This is a genomic window from Clostridium sardiniense (assembly GCF_050584765.1).
Classification (GTDB): Bacteria; Bacillota; Clostridia; order Clostridiales; family Clostridiaceae; genus Clostridium; species Clostridium sardiniense_A.
This window is the reverse complement of record NZ_JBNOOR010000027.1, coordinates 1-447: the sequence shown is the minus strand read 5'-3', so window position 1 is coordinate 447 and position 447 is coordinate 1. Positions and strand designations below refer to the sequence as shown.

1 protein-coding gene is annotated in these 447 nt (G+C 66.9%); it reads right to left on the bottom strand.

Translation table 11 applies throughout. The features are described from left to right. The coding region (locus tag ACQPUW_RS17290; RefSeq protein ID WP_430838668.1) for a hypothetical protein at positions 1-447 on the bottom strand (447 nt) is incomplete at both ends.

The following is a 447-nucleotide window of genomic DNA, read 5'->3' as shown; positions in this document are numbered from 1 at the left end:
CAGGTCTAGCGTCGCGTTCGCGCGGTAGCCTTGCTGTACGACCGTCGGGCCGAGCTGGGTGGTCTGCGGCACGACGTAGAGCTGGGGCTCGAGGCTACCCAGGATCGGCTCGCCGTCGGCTGACTGGTCCAGCCGATAGTAGAGCACCGACTGCATGTCGGTGACGTACCACAGGCTGTTCTTGGTCGAGACTGTGATGATGACCTGCAGCGGGTCGGCCGGGATGGCGATGCCCGCTGTGGCGAAGGCGGCCGCGACCGCAGGCACGTCCCGATTGTTCAGGGCGTCGCGGACCGCATCGTCGGTATCGACGATCTCGAATGCCTTGGTGCCGGACAGACCGGTCTGGTCGAGTGCCGCCATGATGGGGGCCGGCACGCCCGAGACGTCGGCGACGTTGCACAGCGTCCTCAGGAAGGTGCCGAGGCTGATGTCGCCGATCGAGCC